General features: G+C 46.2%; 10 protein-coding genes. 3 read left to right on the forward strand and 7 right to left on the reverse strand.

All coding sequences use genetic code 11. The annotated features are described in order from the left end of the window. Nucleotides 1-97: 97 nt before the first annotated feature. Complete coding sequence (locus FSB84_RS02900; RefSeq protein WP_130542984.1) at nt 98-6,415, reverse strand: T9SS type A sorting domain-containing protein; 6,318 nt, start codon at nt 6,413-6,415, stop codon at nt 98-100. Between the two features lie 432 nt (nt 6,416-6,847). On the opposite strand from FSB84_RS02900, the gene FSB84_RS02905 reads away from it, so the two are divergent. From FSB84_RS02905 to FSB84_RS02915, 3 genes are read left to right on the forward strand one after another with little or no spacing between them, the layout of a single operon-like run. Further along, a complete protein-coding gene (locus FSB84_RS02905) occupies nt 6,848-7,309 on the forward strand; it encodes a hypothetical protein (RefSeq protein WP_130542983.1) in 462 nt (153 codons plus the stop codon). Continuing rightward, a complete protein-coding gene (locus tag FSB84_RS02910; protein WP_130542982.1) occupies nt 7,273-7,950 on the forward strand; it encodes a response regulator in 678 nt (225 codons plus the stop codon). The genes FSB84_RS02905 and FSB84_RS02910 overlap by 37 nt, the downstream gene beginning before the upstream one ends. Further along, the gene (locus FSB84_RS02915; RefSeq protein WP_130542981.1) at nt 7,922-10,537 is read left to right on the forward strand and encodes a T9SS type A sorting domain-containing protein; all 2,616 of its coding nucleotides are present in this window, start codon (nt 7,922-7,924) and stop codon (nt 10,535-10,537) included. Before FSB84_RS02910 ends, FSB84_RS02915 begins: the two co-directional genes overlap by 29 nt. A gap of 82 nt (nt 10,538-10,619) precedes the next feature. On the opposite strand, the gene FSB84_RS02920 is transcribed toward FSB84_RS02915, so the two are convergent. Genes FSB84_RS02920 through FSB84_RS02945 form a run of 6 tightly spaced genes read right to left on the reverse strand, consistent with a single transcriptional unit; the run spans nt 10,620 to nt 18,837 of the window. Further along, entirely contained in the window at nt 10,620-11,723 is a 1,104-nt protein-coding gene (locus FSB84_RS02920; protein WP_158643761.1) for a TlpA disulfide reductase family protein, read from the reverse strand. 28 nt (nt 11,724-11,751) lie between these two features. Then, the gene (locus FSB84_RS02925; RefSeq protein WP_130542979.1) at nt 11,752-13,170 is read right to left on the reverse strand and encodes a PKD-like family lipoprotein; all 1,419 of its coding nucleotides are present in this window, start codon (nt 13,168-13,170) and stop codon (nt 11,752-11,754) included. A 27-nt stretch (nt 13,171-13,197) separates the two neighbouring features. After that, nucleotides 13,198-14,001 (reverse strand): DUF4843 domain-containing protein, encoded by an 804-nt coding sequence (locus FSB84_RS02930; RefSeq protein WP_130542978.1) that lies wholly within the window; start codon nt 13,999-14,001, stop codon nt 13,198-13,200. 12 nt (nt 14,002-14,013) lie between these two features. Beyond that, the gene (locus FSB84_RS02935; RefSeq protein WP_317132511.1) at nt 14,014-15,291 is read right to left on the reverse strand and encodes a RagB/SusD family nutrient uptake outer membrane protein; all 1,278 of its coding nucleotides are present in this window, start codon (nt 15,289-15,291) and stop codon (nt 14,014-14,016) included. Beyond that, nucleotides 15,174-15,473 (reverse strand): hypothetical protein, encoded by a 300-nt coding sequence (locus tag FSB84_RS02940; protein WP_147122037.1) that lies wholly within the window; start codon nt 15,471-15,473, stop codon nt 15,174-15,176. The genes FSB84_RS02935 and FSB84_RS02940 overlap by 118 nt, the downstream gene beginning before the upstream one ends. A 10-nt stretch (nt 15,474-15,483) precedes the next feature. Next, a complete protein-coding gene (locus FSB84_RS02945) occupies nt 15,484-18,837 on the reverse strand; it encodes a SusC/RagA family TonB-linked outer membrane protein (protein WP_130542976.1) in 3,354 nt (1,117 codons plus the stop codon). Nucleotides 18,838-18,879: the final 42 nt, after the last annotated feature.

Below are 18,879 nucleotides of genomic sequence, written 5' to 3' on the forward strand. Positions count from 1 at the left end.
AAATTTCCTAAGAGACTTGAACCTGTCAAACTTCCTTCATGAAAGTTGCAGCTTTCGCGCCACTGGTCCTGATACACCACTTGAATAGCCCTGACATTTAACGTTTCAGAACCTTGTGCCTGCTGAATGAACCGTTTTCATTTTGTATGCTCAGGAAATAAACGCCCGGCACAAATCGCGACATATCGATTAATAGTATCTGGTCTTTTTCAACTGAAATCGATCTTATTACCTGTCCTGAAATATTGGTAATACTGATCTTATTCTTTCCCTTCAGACCTTCGATCCTGAGCTCGCCCACCACCGGATTAGGAGCTACAGTGATATTCAAGGCAGGAGAGAATGTTGCCATACTTACCGGACTATATTTATACCGGCCATCAAGATCTATTTGTTTCAGGCGATAGTAATTCTTATCAGCGAGCGGCGCATTGTCTGCATAAGCATAATCTTCCCTGTTACTGCTGTTGCCGTTCACTGCTTTCGAGCCAACAAAGTCTATACGGCTCCAGTTGTTTCCATCTGCGCTTCGTTCAATCTCGAACCCTTTATTGTTCTGTTCACTTGAAGTAGCCCACTTAAGAATTACGTTACTCTTTCCTGCCTGAGCGGTAAACGACAGCAATGTAACAGGTAGCACTGCACTCAGGTTTTGCGTGGAAGACAGGTAAACAAAGCTGGAACCCAGGGGAACATTATGGAACTCCACATAATAAATTCCGTCTTCGATTCCGGAGGCATCGGGCGCTATTGCCTCGGCCTTTCCGCCAGTGAAGAGGCCATCTTCGTAAACATCTGCAATTACATCATCCGCACTACCGTCGTACCTGAACCATCCACTGGTCAATGCAGCCGGAACATTCGTTGCATTCATCTCGTCTGCACTATAATAAACCCTCAATTTACCGGAGGAAACCGGTGAAGCATTATTATCAACAATTGATGCAATGCGTGGCATCAGGTTGGTAGTGTGAACAGCTCCGCTATAGCCAACTCCTTCAGGAGTAATTGTTACTTCCAGGTTACTCAGTTCTGGTGCTGCAATTCCAGACAATCCCAAAAGCTTTTGAGTTGGATCTCCTGTTTTGTTGAAGTGAGCCCATTCCCCTGTTCCGCAGTTATCATTGTATTCTCCGGTGGTTTCAACAATTTCCGGAAGATAGACTGTGCCTGTACTTAATGGAGTTACTCTTCCGAAAGTGAAATAGCTTGCTCCGTTGGGGAAGCTGTGCAATGCCTCATAGTTTGTTCCGTTCAATGTAAGCGCAATTGCTGTAACATTGGTGGTGAAGGCTGCATCGTCAGCAAAGATGATAGCATAGTCTGCGCAGGCATCATTTGCCAGCGTGGTGGTGCCTACTGAAGCCTGCGGGAATCGTATGAACAACTGATCGGCAATGCCGGTGTTCTGTACTTTCCAAACGCGGTTCATACGGCGTCCGTTATTGATACTTCCTGCATAGCTGAATGCAGTAAAGGTACCGGCAGTATTGGTCATCGCCTGTGTATTACCGTTATCTCCCCAGATGAGGAACTTTCCATCGGCGATGGCGCTGGTATTTTCTTCATTGGTTGGAGCGATAGTTCCCAACGCCATGATCACCTGCCCATTGGTATTTGCATGCTGGCTGCGGCTTTGCTTTTGAAGCAGTGCAGAGTTGAAGTCGTGCCCAATGCCCGCTACGTTATTGTAGAATCCGGTATTGGCTGCAGCATCCCATACAATTACATCCTGGGATGTAGTATAGTTGTTGGAGTTTTGCAGGGTAATGCCATATTTGATGGCCAGGTAGGCATCAACTTTATTCCTTTCTGCGGCAGTAATGGTTCCATTGCCGTAGATGATCAGTTCCCCGATATTGCCGGTAAATCCTGCATCATCACCACCAGCAACATCTACCGCATTAGATCCGAACATAAATCCTCCTGTTACAGGTCCTCTGGCCGTGTGGTTGTAAATTGCCCCCATCACATTGCCGTTAAGACCTTTACTCATCGAGGTATTGGTAAATTTATGATACATGATACTGGAAACATTGGTCAGGAAGTTGATGTTCCCGGGATTGGGAGCTCCGAGGCTTCCTCCGGTATTATCTCTTCTTGCTATTGTTCCATTGGTATACAAACCCGGATGATCCCAGTTGGTTCCATTAAGCGTAGTATTATTCATACCGATATTGAAGAACCGGGTGCCAGCCATACCCTCTTTCGTTAAGGTGAATATGTCAAAGTCCAAAGATGACAGTGTGGGTTCTGAAATATTTCCGAGCGACTGATTGGCATTGGTGAAGTTGATTCCGGGATTGAAATTGAAATAAGCAGAGTCTCCGGTTTTGAATTGAGGTAATGCTCCTGTTCCTAGTTGAGAAGTAACAACGCCGGAAGTAAAGTCTGTCCATTTAACCAGGTTGGTTCCGTTACCTGCAGATTCAGTCAGCTTATCTGCCCTGTACCAATGGCTCAGTCCGTTTGTTACACCACCGGGTGCCTGTACATAGGCTGCGAATGTAAAATACTGTCCATCGCTCAATGTAACATCGGCATAGGAATATGTGATTCCATTTACAAGCTGTGTTCCAGTCATGTCAGTGAATACATCAGTAGCATCGATCACATCATCCGAACTTTGCACCAGTTTCATATTGGTGAGGCCACTGGGCCATGCAACCCTGACAGTACCAATGCTACCAGTGTTTTGCACTTTCCAAATCGCTGCAAAGCGTTTATTGATGGCTGTTACACCGGTAATGATTACAGTTGGTCCCTTGGCCAGGTTATTATCGCCCCATACCAGGTACTGACCGTTCGACAATACACCGGTGTTGGCAGCATTGGTATTAGCCAGGCCGGTAGTACTGATCAGCACCTGCCTGCCTGTGTTGGTGCTCCATGATTGCTTTTGTGATAAAGAGCCAAGATCATCACGACCAATACCGGCAATGTTATGATGATATCCGGTATTCAACGCGGCATTCCACACAGTACCATTCATTGCATTCTTATAATCGCGTGTTCCGTTGGCAAAAGTAGTACCATACTTAATGGACATGTATGTTTCTACGCGGTCCATTTCCGCTACATCCAATCTGTGTTCAAAAACCACCATTTCATTCAGCTGACCGTTCAAGGCACCTGTATTACCATCAAGCCCCATCATCATGTCACGGCCATTATTATCCGTATTCAGTACATTCAGTATGGCATCTGCGGTTGTGTAGTCTGTGCGGATACCGTTCAGTGATACGGTGGCATTATCGAGGTTAGTGATTCCGTTCTGCCATCCTGCTCCTGCGGTAAAATATGATTTGTTCGAGAAAGCATTGCTGCTATACCCCGTGTATGCAGAGCCTGTTCTTGTATAGAACAACAACTTGTTTTGTGGGCCGAATATGTGTAAACCTGCATCGTCATTGGTTTCATTAAATCCAAAGAAACCTGTCTGATTGACGGTATTTACATACCCTGCAGCATACAGCGATCCATTAGCTCTGTCGATTATTTGGTTCGCAATATCCGGATTGTAATATAAGCGTGCATTATTATAAAAGGTAACGGTTGGATTAAAATTCGCCAGGGTTGTTTCGTTGGAGAAACGGGGACGTTGCTGTCCTCCATATTGACTGAAATTATGTCCCGTACCGCGGTATTCATTCCATTGCTGAACATCCTGTCCGTCGGTAACCGCTGTAGTACCGGCATCAGAAAATAACTGACCGGCTGCGTCTGCACGGTACCATGCAGCAGAAGCTACATTACCCGGACCTACCACATAACCGGCAAAAGTGAAGTACTCCCCGTTGGGAAGTGTAACATCTGCATAATTATACACCACACCATTGATGGACATTGTATTTCCAGTCATGTCTGTTCGCGGATCGGTATCATCAAAGATGGCGTCTGCACTCTGAATCAAATGTATCCCTGCCACTCCGCTTGGCCAGCATACCCGTACAGCACCGATATTACCGGTATTCTGTACTTTCCATATGGCAGCAAAACGCAGGTTCAGCTCAGGAATACCTGGGTAAATAAATGAAGTTGCCATTGATTTGGCTAAGCCGTTATCTCCCCAGAGCAACCATTGTCCTTCTGCCAGCCCGACTGTATTCAATGCATTCGTATTTGCCAGACCGGTAGTTCCGATCAGCACCTGCTGGCCGGCAATATTGCTCTGTGATTGTTTCTGGTGGAGGGCACTGCTTTCATCTCTGGCAAGGCCGGCAATATTTTTATTGTAGCCGGTATTGGCTGTTGCATCCCAAACAACAGTGGAAGAACTGTTCAGGTAATTGGGCACAGATAAGCCATCCTCTGTTTTTAATGTGATGCCATATTTAACGGCGAGGTAAGAATTGATCCTTTGCTTTTCATCACCACCTGAGTTCTGGTGGTCTACACTGTATGCAAACACTTCGGATATACCTCCCTGGTGGTGTTCATTACCGCCTGCCTGCACGTTATGCCCTTCGGATCCAATGGCGAAGTTTACAGGAGTCCTGTTATTATTCAATGTTCCGATATGGGTGGTAGTAGAGCTGTAGGTTTTACCATCGAGGTTCATGTAAACCCCGTTGATATTATTTCCGCGCCAGGACATACCGCCGATATTGGCAGGCAGTGTTCGTGCATCCATATCCGTTGTCATTATAGCACGTCCATTATCTCTCCACAATTCATACCGTTCATCCCATCGGAAGAAATTGGGATCATCATCAGCCCATCCATATGGTGTGTTCCAGCCACCTCTGCCGGAGTTGAACATTACACCGTAAGTGGAGCCAGGACTGTTGACAGTGGGGAAATAAAGATCTCCTTCCCTATAGAAGAAATCATTGGTTCCGTCGAAATAGTAGAAGGGATTGAAATTGAAATTATAGGTTTTGTTGTCGGCCTTATAAGCATTGTCAGTTACCAGTAAAGGTTGGTAGGTTGCATTATTGTTCTGCGCAACATCCCTGCCGTTGCCGGAAACGTCCTGCCATTTATTTTTTGCACCTGGAGTAACAACGCCATCATCGGCTTTATGCCACATGAGGAGTCCATCTACTACTCCACCGGGTGAAGGAACTTTTGCACCAAAAGTAAAATATTGACCATCGGAAAGTATTACATCTACATAATTATAAATAATGCCATTGATCGTTGTTTCATTGGCAGACATGTCCGAAACATTATCGGTTGCATCAAAAACTGCATCAGCACTCTGGATCAGTTTCAGGTTGATAAGGTTTTTGGGCCATGCAACGCGTACTGTTCCAACGGCACCTGAGTTTTGAACTTTCCAGGTAGCTGCGAACCGGTGGCTGATGCCGGTGATCCCTGGGATGGCAATGTTGGCCGTTTTGGCAAGACCATTGTCGCCCCAGATAAGATACTGCCCGTCTGTAAGGCTTCCAATATTGGCTGCATTTGTGTTGGCGAGCGATCCAACGCCGATGAGTACCTGTTGGCCTTGATTGGTGCTCCAGGATTGCTTTTGATAGAGCGCTCCGTTATTATCCCGGGCTATACCGGCAATATTGTTATGCCAGCCTGTATTGGCAGCAGCATTCCAGACAGTAGTATTAGTTGAGTTCTTATAGTCCCGTCCTCCGCTGGCATAAGTAGTACCATACTTTATTGCCAGGTAGGTTTCCACCTGGTCCATCTGCGGGATGGTGAGTTTGTCTTCAAAAACAAGGATCTCATTCAACTGGCCGCTGAATGCGCCATAGTTATTATCTCCGCCAATCCGCAGGTCGCGGGCGCCTGTGGAGAGATTCGCATTTTGCAGCTGACTGGCGGCATAGTCGATCCTGTTTCCATTCAGTGATACAGTAGCGCCTGCATAGGAGGCGGATGCACCTGCGCCATTCCTCCATCCTGCTCCTGCTGTGAAAAAGGATCTGGCTGCCATGGGAGCGGTACTTTGTCCCTGGTATCCGGGCCCGCCGGTAAAGAACAGCAGATGGAAATTGGAAGCATAGGTATGCAGGCCTGGATAATCCATCGATGGATGAAAACCAAGGAAGCCATTGCGTTTTTGTACATTCATAAAGCCGGCTGCATACAATGATCCTTCAGCTCTGTCTATAATGTTGATACCAGTGCCGGCAGTGAACTGCATCCAATCGTTACTGCCATCAAAGGTGAGGGTTGGGTTGAAGTTTGCGAGGTTGGTGACATTGGAGAAAACCGGCCTTGCACCGGATGTTGCCTGTAAGAAATTAAATCCTTTGCCGGTAGATTCGTCCCATCTGTAAACCGGGCTGTTGTCAGTCACCTGGGTGGTGCCATTATCTGTAAATAATCCTGAAATCAAATCAGCCCTGTACCAGGCTGCTGCCGGAACTCCTCCGGGTGATTGTCCTTTGAGTGTCAGGGTCGACAGCAATATGCCAGCCAGCCCAAAAGAGCAGATCAAATTTTTGTACATAAGATGATGGAATTAGAAAAAGGAAAAATGGATAATTAACCGTCCGTTATAGTTTTCGTATTAAAACTAGACATATTATGATCATCTGCCTTGAGATACAGTAATACCTGAAGCTGGCAATTGAACAATCCCGGTAATAGAAAACCCCTATATCTGTATAAGGCTTATTACCTAACGGTAATTGAACCGGGGATGCGGAATAAATTTTTTGAGTAAGCATTTTCGTGAATGCCGCAATGAATCAGGGTTTCCATCTATATCTAACTGGTTTCTTGCAATAAACAATGACTGATATGAAAGAATTCATCCTATTATCCTTCCATAAAAAGTATAGTACTTCTTCAATTTACCAACTCAATAAATTATATACTACAGATATCCATATAGTTATTTCATTAGCTTTGTCTGGCACAGCTCATAACCTACCTCTTCATGATTCTTATTGTTTTGTTGATTTCCCTTTTGCCCATTGTTGTTCAATCGCAAGCTCAAGCAAGCGAATCTTCTTCTTTAATGGATAGAGTTTGGCTGTTATCTGATAAGAATGCAATAAAGGGTTCTGCAAAACTGAAAGCTGTTCATGAGATTGGGCAAAATGGTTTTGGTAAGCCTATCTACAATAAAAGCCTTCTCCCATTCCGGCGTTTGGCATTTACCCGGAAACGGCCCAATCTGGATATCATTAAATACTATAGTCCCAACCAGGCGGTACAATTCACAATGGCCCACAGTGCTGCCCAGTTTGATTATATTAATATTTGCTATTTCGATCAGGAAACAAATGAACTATCATGTATCGTGATTATGGTAAATGAAACAACCCCGTCACGCCAATTAAACAAATATCCTCTTAACCAATGGAAAACAAACATGCCAAATACAATTCAGTATTAGTCATAGATGATCATAAGATGGTGGCCAATGGAATAAAGTTGTTGATAGGAGATCTTTTTGAAAATTTCTACATGGCTCATGACGGTGCAAGTGGCATGAGTAAAGCCTTACAGCACTTCCCTAAACTGATCATTGTTGATTATTCCCTTCCCGATACTACAGGAGAAATACTGGTAAGGGAACTGAAATATAAGATCCCTTCAGCCAGGGTATTGGCTTATACTTATACCTATTCCGCCGAAACGATCGTAAAGATGTTTCAATCCGGAATCAATGGCTATGTGATCAAAAAAGAGAATGATGATGATTTCATCCGGGCCATACATGTATTGATGGAGGGCCGGGATTATTTCTGCAGCGAGGCCCGGACGCATATTCTGAATCGTTTTTCCAATACAGATGAAGATCATACCATCAGACATCTGATAGCAAATACAAAGTTCTCAGGAAAAGAACTTGAATTGATAAGGTTGTTATGCAGGCAGATGACCACTAAAGAAATAAGCAGTCACTTATATCTTTCTGAACGCACTGTTGAACAATACAGGAGCAGCATAACCAGACGTATAGGAGCAAGGAATCTTGCAGGGGTTATCAAATTTGCATTACAGAATGGGATCATTCAACTGGATGAATTATGATACCTACCATCACCATATCAATCCTATGCATATGCTTACCACGAAAGCGCATTCAAAAACAACATTTTTAAACAAAACCATTTCAGTTCTTCTTCTTATCTACTTCAGTTTACTTGTTTCTTCCTCCCTCGCTCAAAATTGCTCAATAAATGCAGGCGGAAATGCGACTGTCTGCAGCTCTTCCACCACCTTAACAGGAACAGAAAGCGGGACCACTGGCCCGGGTACTCCCACCTGGACTTTCGTATCCGGCCCCATAGTTCCCACTATTGTTTCCCCCAATACCCTGGTCACAAATATTACCGGGATGACTGCTGATGGTAATTATGTTTTCCAGTTGTCCCGGAATTGCGGTACCGGTATCGCCATTTCAACGGTGACGATCACTGCGCATCCGAGACCTGCAAGTTTTACAGCAGGACCGGATATTACCAATGTTTGCGCAACAGTAGGCACAACCCCATTGGCTGGTGTGATACCTGCCGGGTTTACAGGTGTATGGAGATCAGTGAATATTTACTCCTGGAGTAGATATAGCACTGTGGTCAGTACCAATTCCAGTTTTGACAATACCATTACTGCCACGCCTGTTTTTTCTCTTACCAATAAGGCCAATCATACGATTGACCCGGCTTATTACGCCATATTGAGAATTACCTCAGCCGATAACAGCTGTACTTTTGAAGACACTTCCATTGTCAGGTTTTTACCGAACCCTGCCATGGTATACCCAACCACCACAACACTCTGCCGGGATGCAGGAGATAATCAGACAGTCCTTATTCCGTCTGCAGGCTCCCCTATATTGGCAACCAACTATCCCAATACTTCAGGATCAGCAGGTTCCGGCACTACTTTTTCCATCAATGTAATCAGCCAGCCTGCCGGCGCCACCCTTACGTTTAACCGTATCAGTGATGAAGGACGGCTTTTCCTGACAGGCGGCACTATTCCGGGCACTTATCAATTCCAGTTAACGATCACCAATAGTTGCGGAACCCATACAACACCAACATTAACTTACAATTTTACCGGCGCCAAGCCGCGTATAGTTAATTTTCAACCTGCCGGCCACACTGCTCCTGAACAACTGACGATCTATTCCAATGTTGGCTCCGGGGCAGAGATCCATTGCAACAATATGGCCGGCACTACAACACCTGAAAACTTTTATTTCAGTATCGATCCTGCAGATCCCGCAACGGTGATTACTACATTAACCAACAGAGGCATTACGCCACCAGGAGGCGCCCCCTCCCTTGCACTGACCGGCGCCGGGTCCTACGACAGAATGGTTACTGTAACACCACCTATTGGAGGATGGCGGGTTGGAACGTATGCAATCGGTGTAAACACATCCAATGGAGCCTGTGAAGTAACCCAGAATTATTTTATCCATATCTCCGATAACGGCCGAACCGCACCAACAGTTTCGGATATTAGTGCCTGTTATACTGCAACAGGAGCGGTCGTATCAGCAACTGTTCCTCTTCCTGCCGTATACAAGGGAACCGTGAATACAAGCTATTTGCAGGAATTTGGCGGCTACTACAATTTTGCCGTTGTTTCCAAACCGGCCGGATCTGCCACCCCTACTTATACTTCTACAAGTCTGCGCAGTCTAACCAGCACCAGCACTACTATATCCAATCTCAACAGACCAGGTGATTATGTGTTCAGCATCACTGCAACGAATGGCCCCGGAGCAGGTCCTATCCTTGCAGCGGAGTATGGTTGCAGCGGCGTCCCATTGACTAGCACCTTTACGATCCATGTGGAAGAAAAGATAAATGCAAATGCAGGTTCCGGACTGACCGGCTGTGTGCAGTCAGTACCGCTTCTGGGAAATGCAACAGGCGCCGGTACCGGTCTATGGACGATTGTTGACGGACCTGCAGGAGCCAGTCCAACTTTTGCTTCCCCTACCAGTCCTTCCACAACCGCCAATAACCTGGATGTTCTTGGCCAGTATAGATTTGCCTGGAATATCACAACACCGCTCGGAGGATGTGTAGGCAAGGATACCGTTGAATTCAATATCACGTGTAATTTGCCGGTGAACCTGACAAACTTTACTGTAAGCAAACAAGCTGCTTCAGTAGTTCTTGACTGGGCAACAGGATCGGAATCAAATAACCGGGGCTTTGAAATTGAACATAGTGCCGATGGCAGCAGCTGGAAAACGATCGCTTTCCAGCCATCCAAAGCAGCAGAAGGCAATAGCGTCAATCCGCTCTCATACAGCTATAAACATAATAACCCGGTACACAGTACCAATTTCTACAGATTGAAGCAGATTGACTTCGACGGGAAATGGGAATACAGTCCTGTCCGTCAGATCAAATTCAACGGACAAAATATTCTCGTTTATCCCAATCCTGCAAAGGATATTATTACTGTTCAGGGTTTGACGGGCAATGAAACGATCCAGCTCTTTGATGTAACCGGCAGAAAAGTAAAACAGTTTAGCGGCATACTGCAACAGCAAAAAATCTCCATTGCTGATCTGCGGGAAGGAACCTATCATATTATTGTAACAGCTCCGAACGGAGAGACCTCAACGCATAAGATCACGAAACTGAAGTAATACTCAAAAAGAAGAATTAGAATTAAAGCAAACAGCCCGTTGTAGCGGGCTGTTTGCTTTTTGAGATAACCGATTTGCAAATCTATTTGAATATCTCTTTCAGCTTTTGGTTGAGCGCTTCACCACGCAAGTCCTGCGCAATGATGGTGCCTGACGGATCGATGAGGAAATTGGCCGGCACAGCTTTTACACCGTAAGCAACAGCAATTTCATTATTCCATCCTTTGAGATCGCTTACCTGCGTCCAGGTAAGGCCATCCTTCTCAATGGCTTTGATCCAGGGGTCGCGGGTTTTATCGAGGGATACGCCCAGTACATTGAATCCTTTGGACCCGAAAATATCCATCTGTTTGCGAAGATTGGGATTCTCTGCACGGCAAGGGCCACACCAGGACGCCCAGAATTCGAGCAGTACATATTTTCCCTTGTAGGTGTTCAGTGTTATCGTTTGTCCATCAACGGCAGTTTGTGCAAATGACAGCGCTTTGTTGCCAGTTTTTATCTTACTGAGCAATTCCATGCGGCGTGTAAGCTCCTGTCCCTGCAAAGATGCTTTCACTTTTGCATCCAGGGCTTCATACATCGGCCTGCATTCATCCAGCGTTTTATTGTTTACGTACATCAGCAATTCCCTGGCGCTGATCGGGCTGGACGGATGCTGTCTGATATAGTTCTTACGGATCTCGTACTCATAGGCATACCATTTATTACCATCTGCTTCCAGCAATCTTGCCCTGGCTGTATCGCCGGACTGCTTTGCATTCCAGGCTTCGGTAAAAATATTGTTCACCCATTTACGGTTGGCCATTATCTCCTGATTGAACAGGGCATAATCATTCACTATTGCAGAGCCTGCTACTTTCAGATTGTCAGTTGCACCTCTTACTTCAACGGCACCTTTGTCTACAAACAGATCGAGGCGAAGTTTGTAATCACGGGAGAAGAGCATGCCCTGAACAGGCTCTTCCACACGGCCTTTGAAAGTGAATTTTCCATCGGTCACTTTTGCGCTGTCGATTTTAGTATCATCGAAAGTTCCGTAGGTAAGATAAACGATGCTGTCATTGAACCCGGAGAGATTGCCATTCACTGCAAATGATTCCGGCTTACCGGATTGTTGCCAGGCCAGTGCTGTCACGGATGCCGAGATGAAGAGGCCCAATGTTATATTTTTTTTGAGTTTCATTATTCTGCTTTTAGAAATTGTAAAAAGATTATGGGTCATTACGGATCACAGCATCGATGGTGATACCGGGGATGCCTGTTTGTTTCTTGATGATATCGCCAAACTTACCTGTGCTCACATCCAGGTGATAGAGTGTTCCTTCTGTTCCGGCCAGCATGGTATTGCCGCCTTCGATCAGTTTGATCATGGTCACGGCTTTCCCTTCGAAGTTGGTGGTAAGCTGGCGGAAGTCCTCATTGGTGGGATTATAGCGGTAGATCTTATCACCGGAAGTGAAATAGAATATTTCGCCGGGAGAGTTGGTCCATTTGGTAGTTGGAGTGACCAGGTTGGGTTGTGAGAAGTTGCGGATATATTCGGGCTTGATCAGGATGATGCCCATAAATTCCACGCCGAATTTGATCTCCTTCAAAGTACCGGAAGCATCTTTGCCAACAGCAAAACAGTTACCATCGTTCACCTGTACAAAGAAGAGCAGATCGAGGCCGAGGCTGCGCGGATCGAAGGCGCTGCCCACTACCTGGTAACCGGTTCCGATGTATGCAGGGTTTCCGAAATTGGTGAAAGCTACTACCTGTTTTCTCACTTTATCGTAGCCAAGAAAATAAGGCATGATGGAATTGAATGCAGCCTGCTCAAACAGGTTGTAATCGCCTTCGGCAGGATTGCCGAACATATTGTAGAGCGGGTTCTTGTTCCAGGTCTGCGTCATGCCCACATACAGTTTTCCATTGATCACACCATTCATGGATTCCATCTGTGTGGGAGAAAAAGTACCAGGCACTAAAGTGGCAGGTGGAATAAAAAAATTACCTGAAAGGTTCTTGATCTTCTTCATCGTATAGGAATCGATCTGCACACCTTTTTCGCCTTCATCGGTAAACACCCAGTAGCTGGTGGTATGATAGGGATCGATACTGGCATGGCGAAGGCCGATCAGTTGCCTGGGCTTACCGCCGAGTTTTTCGCCGAGGTTGGCTGCTTCGTAAATATCGGGCTGTACGGTGCCGTCTGGTTTGATGAAGGAGAGTTTGGTTTCCCCATTGTCCAGACTGAGTACTGTAGTGCCCTGCGAGAAATTTGTTTTACCGCTGACAATGAAATCATGGAAATATTTCATCCCATTACTATTATCCGTGATGGTTAGTTTACCCCTGTACCTGTTGGCGCCCAGGCCATACACAGTCCTGATCTCAGGTCCCTTGAAACTAATATCGGAAGTCAGTTCCGGTATGGCGATCTTCCAATCGAAATTGAGCTTTGTGAGATCACTGTATTGAATGGTGGGTTTGATGATCAGGCTGTCTCCCACAAACACTGAATAAACGGTATCCAGGTTGGTGATGATGGGCTTTTCGGGAACGTTGTAATCGTAGTTCCCTTTGTCTTTATAACAAGCCGCCAGCAGGACGAGCAGGGAAGTTATTATGAAAAATCGGTTACGCATTGAAGTATGTTTTTGACAGTTGCAGTATTAGTTGATATCCAGTCCGTTTTCATCCACGAAATAGAACCTTCCGGATCCTGTATCCTTCCTGACCAGGATCAGTTTGGCCGGATTGGAAGTTGCAAAGAAATCGTAATTGCCATCATCGCGCAGCGTGAGCACATACCCTTTATCCGGATTGTTGTTGACCCAGGCAAAAGGATCGGCTGTCATCACATTCAACCTGCCTACGAGGAAGAGGTTACGGGGCGCATCCATTCCGTCCTTTGTCATCGATGTAACACCGGTGGCGATCATGAACAATTCATGTTTGATGCGTGAGTAAGTGCCAAGCGGCCAGGTATTCCACCAGTCGGGTTGTTCCAGTTTGCTGCTGAGGATCACCCTGGCTTTGATCAGTTTATTGATATTGGTATCCAAACCTGCGCCAGGCTTCAATTTCAGCGTCAGCTTAACGGATTGGGTTTGCAGGGAAGGGTCGGTATTGTACAGGATCACCGGCAGCCTGAATACGCCGGAGTCGGCAGGTAAAGAATAATTCTCTTTGAATGGTTCGTAATGCACACCTGCCTGCGCTGTGGTATTGCTGTCAACCACTATCACTCCGAACTGACGGATACTATCCGCTCTCAGGCCACCCAGTTTTACCGGGAGGAAAACGGTATCACTACCCAGTTCGGGCCTGTACGCAAAAGTGTATACAACACTATCCTCGGGATTGATATCGAAATACACATTTTGCAACGGGGCCTTGTACAGGAAATCAGGTGTTTTCTTACAGGCAACTCCCGCAAATATGATCAATATGGTATAAAAGATTACTTGTTTCATGTTCACATCAGTTTAGCGTTGTCCGTATTCTAATTCATCGTTGGGGAGAGGGAGTACGAATACCTTGTCTGAAGGTGGCGTGGTGGCGCCTGTCTCCAGCAGTATGCCCCTGTTGAGGCGTTTGTACAGGTAGAACAACTGTCCTTCTGCATAGGTTTCTTTCCTCACTTCTTTTACCAGTTCATCCATGAAAACTATTTTTGATGCGGTATTTACCGGTACATTGATTCCTCTTGCAGCACGTACGAGGTTGAGATAATCCTGTGCTTTGGCAGGATCGGTATCCCAGCTTGCTTCTGCCGCGATATAATACAGTTCACTCAGCCTGATGGCAGGGTGAACCAGCGGATGCCTGTTGGTTTCCTTATCACGTTTGTATTTCAGGAGCTCATAGCGAACCATGGAGTTGTCGTTGATGAGATTGAACCATTGTTTGAACCGACGATCTTCACCACCTACTCCACCTTTCTCATACAGTTTGTCTCCTGCATCGGCTTTGATATAAAAGCCTGCAAAACCTGTTTCGAAGCGTTTCGCATATTTCTCTCTATGCCAGTTGTCGTACCAGCAGAAAACCAGTTCAGGGTACATGATCCTGTCTTTCAGTTTTACGTCTGCATTGATGAAATCCTGCTCCTTGGTGAAGGGGAATTTCTTAGCATCTATCACTTCTTTTGCATTGGACAATGCTTCCTGTTTTTTATCGAGATAGAGATATACCCGGGCCAGTGTGCCGCATACGGCATAGTAGTTCAGTCTGTGTCGTCTGTTCTGCTGGAACAATACAGGAGATACCAGTTCTTTGGAAGCGGTATCACTGGGATACCCTACAACGTAAGCACCCTTAAGAATGGGATCTGTGGGCTTCAGTAATTCTTTAGCCGCTGTGAGATCGGCCACCATACTATTCAATGCTTCCGTTACGGTGGACATTGGTGTAACCTGGTTGGAAAAAGTAGTTACATAAGGAATGGCTTTCCCGGTTGGGGCCGATGCAAAAGATGGAGCAAACAACCTGAGCATATCGAAGTGAAGATAAGCTCTCAGCGCCAGTGCCTCGCCATGCACCAGTTGACGGTTCACGTCTGTGAAGGGTGTGCCATTGTTGATATTCTCCAGGATCAGGTTACAGTTGGCAATGGCCGTGTATGTTCTGCGCCAAATTTTGTCTCTCAGAGAAACGAAACGTAGATCGGTATAATTGTAGAGGGAGGTTTGTTTATACCCATCCCTGTCGTTGGGTTCAAAATGAAAATTCTGGGCCAGTACTTCCGGCAGTCCGGCAGACAGTTCAAGCCCATACAGTTCTTCATGGCACAGGCAGTGTAAACACCGTTCAGCGCTTCCATGAAACCGGATTCTGTTTTGAACAGTTCATCCTTGGTGACCTGGTCTTCCGGTTTCACATCGAACCACTTGTTGCAGGATGCAAGCAGGAAGAGTGTTGCTATGATGATCAAATATTTTTGCATACCGTATGAATTAGAAGCTTGTTTGAATGGAAAATGTGAATGAACGGGCGAATGGATATTCCAGTCCTCTTTCGATGGTCATCGAAGACCACCTGTAAACATCGTTCATGGTAAAGGATGCGCGGAGGTTGCGCATGGTGAGTTTTTTGCAGAAGTCTTTGCTGAAATCGTACGAGAGATAAACGGAGCTTAACTCCAGTACATTATCACGCTGCACAAAACGATCAGACACCATGGTGGATCCGGTGCTGGCGATGTCTTTGTATTTGGCGATATCGCCTGGCTTTTTCCATCTTTCACCTAAAACACGGCTGTCTACATTATACCGGGGATCTGCATTTTCCACGCGGTCTACCAATGTCTGGTTATAATCCTTACCACCGAACCTGGTATAGAACTGCACCTGCAGCATGAAATTCTTCCAGGCAGCGGAGCCGCCGAAGAATCCATCAGCAGTAGGCGTATTGTCGGCTACAGCCACGATATCTTTTACATCCCATTCATAAGTATAGGTACCATCTTTTTTGAGGAAGATCTCACGGCCATTTTGGGGATCGATGCCCATGGAGCGAACAGCATAGATGGTGTTGAGCGATTGGCCTTCCATATAACGCACCAGTGGTGTACTGCCGTAGCTGGAGGATTGTGCTTCGTCTACCTTGTCGTTATAGGCTTTCAGCGCATTGGAGATGAGTATGATCTTATTGGTATTGCGCGCCATATTGAGGTTCAGGTTCACCATCCATTCTTTTGTTTTTATCACGGCCGCTTTCAGGTTGAGCTCAAATCCTTCGTTGAGCATATCACCCAGGTTCGCTTTGTAAAAGCTGAAACCGGTAGAGGGTGCCAGTGTGATATCTGACAGCATCCCTTTTGTGAGCTTGTGATAGTAGCGGGGCGAGATCATGATACGGTCCTGGAACAGGCCGAGATCAACACCTGCATCTGTATTGATGGTTTGCTGCCATTTCAAAGCCGGGTTGCCGTAATTGGCAACGATGGATCCCATACCGGTGGAATACCAGTCTGACCAATAGTTGAAAGTGGTTTTGGCCATATTGGGCGCGAAGTTGACGGTGCCTGTTTTTCCTGTGCTGGCGCGCAGTTTCAGCATGCTGATGATGCGGCTGTTGAAATTGGCTTCCTTGTGAACATTCCATCCGGCACCTAATGACCAGAAAGTAGCGATCTTTTTTTCAGTTCCGAATTTGGAAGAACCATCGCTTCGCAAAGTGGCATCGAAGAGATACTTGTTCTTATAAGTATAGTTACCACTGATGAAAGTTCCTCCAAGCCGTTCCGTTGTTGAAAATCCGCCGGGTGCGGCTCCTTCGGCATACCCCATCGCAAAGCCGATATTGGTGAACCTGTCGTTCGGAAATCCGATGGCAGTAAAGGAAGTGAAGTCCTGCGTTGCTGTTCTGATATTGGCTCCCAGGGTGGCATTGAAGAAATGATCGCCTACCTGTTTATTGTAGCCGAGGGTAATATTTCCATCAACATAAGTCTCATCTGAATTAGCATAAGTATAGCTACCTCTTTCATTCAGTTTATCAGGTGCGGTGAAGTAATAGTAATTGTCGCCGGGGGAAGTGAACTGATCATAAGTGTGTTTGCGTTTGGTAAGACTGAACAATCCGCGCAGCCTGATACCATCTGCAATATTCCATTCAGCAGAAAAGGCATCGATGAATTCTGTGTACTTGTTCTTGTCGAACGAATGCTGGGTGCTTCTGTACATCGGGTTGAGCACAACATCTGTTACATACTGATCAGCGCCATTGCGGCGGGTATCTATCAGCCAGCTGTCCACTTCCTGGAGGATATTGCCCAGTGAATCCGTTTTGGGATAATAGGGATTCATTCGAACATAATCACTGAAATTTCCCCAGGGTGATTGTGTGGCGTTCATTTGGGTAACGCTGAGTGTGTTCTTGAAAAGGAAATTGGTGTTGGGGTTATAAGCGAGATCTACCCCCACACTGTAGCGGTCGCGCGTTGATTCTTTCATCACACCCGGCTGCGCCTGGTAACGGAGGTCCAACCCATAGCGGATGCCATTGCCGCCGCCTTCGAGGTAGATAGTATGTTTTTGTCCGAGTGCAACCCGCAATGGTTGCGACAACCAGTAGGTGTTGACACCGCTCACCACATTTTGTTTCTTGCGATAATAAAGCGCTTCCTGCATATCGGTACTGCGCTCTCCTACCGAATTGTACAAGCCTGCCAGGCGTTCGTATTCGAGTTTTTGTTCTGCATTCAGCAAATGGTAATCTGTGAGGTCAGGCGCATTGACTGTAAAGTCGCCATTGTAATACACCTGCAGTTTACCAGCCCTGGGTTGTTTGGTGGTGATCACCACTACTCCATTGGCTGCACGGGAACCGTAAACTGCTGTTGCGGCAGCGTCTTTCAGCAGTGTGATACTTTGGATGCGGGAGTTGTCGAGATCATATATTTTCTCAACAGACACTTCGTATCCATCGAGAATAAAAGTGGGCATGTTCACATTGCTTTGCAGGTTGGCGCGGCTGAGAATATCGCCGGTACTGGTGGGCAATGCAGTGCTGCCGCGAAGGTTGATATTGGGTAGCCGATTGGGATTGGAACCCGACAGGTTATTCTCCAATACGCGGAAAGAAGGATCGAATGCCTGGATACTCTGCAATACATTGACCGGGTTCACCTTTCTCAATTCTTCACCACTTACTGTTACTGCATTTCCGGTGAAGCTTTCCTTATTGATGAGCTGATAACCTGTTACAACCACATTGGCGAGCGGATCTTTTGCTGCGCCCTGTTTCAATCTCACCTGGATGATGCTGGCATTCCGGACAGTATAGGTCTGTGGTTCATATCCCACATAACTGATCATCAGTACCGCTCCCAATTTTACGGCAATGTTGAAATTGCCTTTGTTATTGGTAGCAACGCCTTTGTTGGTGCCACGGATGATCACGCTGGCGCCTTCGATGGGCCGTGAAGTACTGTCGTCTACGATCACTCCCGTAACAATGAATCCTGACGGGATAGTGTCTGTAACCAGCGGTGTTGTTTCCGGTTCATCCTTACGCTTTGCACTGATCACGATGGTCCGGTTAACGATTTTGAAACTGAGCGGCTGGTCCTTAAGAACCAGAGCCAGCACATCTTTCATCTCCACATCCTTCACTGATAAAGTAACCGGTTCGGCATCATTGAGCAGACGGGCATTGTAGAAAAAGAGATAGCCTGTTTGCTTCTTGATGTCTGTGAATACTTTTTTCAGCGACGCATTTTCCCGGTGTATGCTTACCTTTTGTGCATTGCCGGAAGCTGATACCTGCAAACAGCCTGCAAGCAGCAGCATAGCTGTCAATCTCATAACCAGGTTAATTTTGGGCTTTGCAAGCTGCTTTTGGCGCAC

Source organism: Pseudobacter ginsenosidimutans (assembly GCF_007970185.1).
Classification (GTDB): Bacteria; Bacteroidota; Bacteroidia; order Chitinophagales; family Chitinophagaceae; genus Pseudobacter; species Pseudobacter ginsenosidimutans.